This window comes from Brevundimonas sp. (assembly GCF_044239655.1).
Classification (GTDB): Bacteria; Pseudomonadota; Alphaproteobacteria; order Caulobacterales; family Caulobacteraceae; genus Brevundimonas.
Genome location: NZ_JBIIAY010000215.1, coordinates 1 through 2,580 on the forward strand (window position 1 = coordinate 1; position 2,580 = coordinate 2,580).

Below are 2,580 nucleotides of genomic sequence, written 5' to 3' on the forward strand. Positions count from 1 at the left end.
CCCCTCACCCTTTCGGCTGGCGCATCGCTGCGCTCTGCGAGCCTCAAGCCCTCTCCCGCCGGGAGAGGGATCCGTCATGGGACGGGAGAGGGATCGGTGATGGGAGAGGGATCAGAGTTCGCCGGCCATCTTGCGCAGGGCGTCTTCGAAGACGGAGGCCGGCTGCCCGCCCGAGATCAGCCACTTCCCCTCCACCACCACGGCGGGCACGCTGTTGATGCCGCGCGAGACCCACAGGGCCTCGGCCGCCCGCACCTCGGCGGCGTACAGGTCGTCAGCCAGGACCTCGACCGCCTTGTCCCGGTCCAGCCCCGCCGCCGCCGCCGCGTCGGCCAGGACGCCGGGGTCCGTCATCGTCCGGCCGTCGGTGAAATGGGCGGTGAACAGGGCGGTCTTCAGCGCCTTCTGTTCGGCCAGGCCGATCGTGGCGGCCCAGTGCAGCAGCCGGTGGGCGTCGAACGTGTTCCAGATGCGGCTGTCCGGCCCCATCCGCATGTCAAATCCGGGCCAGGCTTCCGCCGCCCGCTGCGTGATCATGGCCCGGTTGGCCGCCGACTGTTCGGGGGTCGAGCCGTATTTGCGACCGATGTGATCGACGATGTTCTCGCCCTCGGCCGGCATCTGGGGGTTCAGTTCGAACGGCTGGAAATGCACCTGCGCCTCGATCCCCTCGCCCTTCAGCGTCTCCAGCGCCGCCTGCAACCCGCCCAGCCCCACCACGCACCAGGGGCAGACGATGTCGGACACGAAGTCGATGTGCAGGGTCTGGGTCATGGGGGAGATATAGGCGGTCCCTCTCCCGGCGGGAGAGGGCTTGCTTCCTTCCCTTCTCCCGGCGGGAGAAGGTGGCCCCGAAGGGGTCGGATGAGGGGCTGGCCTGTCCGTCGGCGTGAGCCGTCGCACGATCGGGGATACGGCTTACGCCGACTTCAAAAGTAGCCCCTCACCCTTTCGGCTTGCGGCTCGCTTCGCTTGCCGAGCCTCAAGCCCTCTCCCGATGGGAGAGGGAGCTACCTGAGCCCCACCACCCTTGCCCGGTCGCGGATCGCGTCGTCGATGCGCCAGGGCTCGGTCAGGGCGATCTCGTTGGTGAACCGCACCACCGGCCACCCCAGGGCCTCGATCTCCGTCTGGCGAAGATGGTCGTTCAGCCTGACGTCGTCGCGATCATGGACCCCGCCGTCGATCTCGATCACCAGCCTGAGAGGCACACAGGCGAGATCGACGGTCCAGCGGCCGATGTCGTGCTGACGCCGCACCTTGAACCCCTCGACCGCCCCACCACGCAGCCGCGCCCAGACCCGCTGTTCGGCGAGACCGGCCGACTGGCGAAGATCGCGGGCGCGGGACATGGTTGTGTATTGTCAGATTCTCCCGTGGAAAGTGAAGCGGAAATCGTACTCATGCCCCCTCTCCCGGCGGGAGAGGGCTTGAGCGCCTGAGAGCGTCAGCGATCAGGATTGCGCGAAAGAGTGAGGGGCTGGCGGGTCAGTCGGCGTGAGCCGTCGCACCGACACGGCTTACGCCGACTTCAAAAGTAGCCCCTCACCCTTTCGGCTGGCGCATCGCTGCGCTCTGCGAGCCTCAAGCCCTCTCCCGCCGGGAGAGGGGTCAGGTTTCTGGATCCCGGCTGGTCCGGGGCCTTCAGGTTTCAAACCTCGCGCCTCCAATCCCTTGCGCCACAAGGGATCGCACCGAAAAACACCCCCTCGGACGCGCCCAGGTCCGCGCGCGCCTCATGATGGTCTCGCCCCGCGCATGGGGCGGCGCGTGGGAGGACGCATCATGGATTGGGATCAGGACAGGCCCCGGCGGCAGCCGCGCATCGTGGCGCGCGGGGCGTGGAGCCAGGACGAGTTCGGGGACACCACCTATTATCCGGAGAACTGCCGGCCCGAGGTGTTTGCGCCCCACGACGACACCGGTGACGCGCCGGCGAACGGCCTGACCGGCTGGGGCGATCTGGATCACGGGATCGAGCGCAACATGTCGCCGGACGAGGCGGCGCGGGCGACGGGGCAGCGCGGCGGTTACGCCATCCGTTCCGGCGACGTCTGGGACCAGGCGCGGGCCGACTATCTGGCCGGGGACAGTGCCCGGACCGTCTGCGAACGTTATCTGATCAAGCGCGCCACCTTTCGGGACCGGGCCCAGCGCGAGGGCTGGCGGCGCCAGGACCAGCCGGACCCGGATCCGGTCGAGACCCCGTCGTCTGCGGCCCAATCCTTCGGCACCGGGGCCTTCGACATGGAGGCGGCGCTGGCGGGCCCGGCGCCCGATCCAGCCGACATGGCTGCCCGCGCCCTGATCCACGCCCAGCGCGCCATCGACGCGGGCCGGGCGTCGGAGGCCGCGTCCTGGCTGAGGTCGCATCGCCAGCTGACCCGGATGATCGCCGAGGCCACTCTGGCCGAACAGGCACCGCCCGAGCCGGACCCGCTCGACCTGATCACCCTGAGGATGAAGGCCGTGGGCGAGGTGGCCCGTGCCGCCACGGGCCTGTCGGAGGACAACGCCGCCGGTCACGCCGCCATCACCGGCCTGATCGAAATGCTCAGGACCATGCCCATGGGCCGCCCG

Annotated in this window: 3 protein-coding genes; 1 reads left to right on the top strand and 2 read right to left on the bottom strand. The window is 69.4% G+C overall.

Going from position 1 to position 2,580, the window contains the following annotated elements; all coding sequences use genetic code 11:
• Positions 1-111: 111 nt before the first annotated feature.
• Positions 112-774 carry a DsbA family oxidoreductase gene (locus ACILQR_RS16485; protein WP_395652443.1) on the bottom strand — a complete coding sequence of 221 codons (663 nt, stop codon included), beginning with the start codon at positions 772-774 and terminating at the stop codon, positions 112-114.
• Positions 775-1,010: 236 nt separating this feature from the next.
• Positions 1,011-1,352, bottom strand: coding sequence for an endonuclease domain-containing protein (locus tag ACILQR_RS16490; protein ID WP_395652444.1), 342 nt, complete (start codon positions 1,350-1,352; stop codon positions 1,011-1,013).
• 433 nt (positions 1,353-1,785) lie between these two features.
• On the opposite strand from ACILQR_RS16490, the gene ACILQR_RS16495 reads away from it, so the two are divergent.
• A partial coding sequence (locus ACILQR_RS16495; RefSeq protein ID WP_395652445.1) for a hypothetical protein occupies positions 1,786-2,580 on the top strand: 795 nt, incomplete at its 3' end.

Bases quoted from the DNA above. Each gene is read 5' to 3' on its own strand.
- ACILQR_RS16485 (WP_395652443.1), bottom strand. From the start codon at position 774: ATGACCCAGACCCTGCACATCGACTTCGTGTCCGACATCGTCTGCCCC.
- ACILQR_RS16490 (WP_395652444.1), bottom strand. From the start codon at position 1,352: ATGTCCCGCGCCCGCGATCTTCGCCAGTCGGCCGGTCTCGCCGAACAG.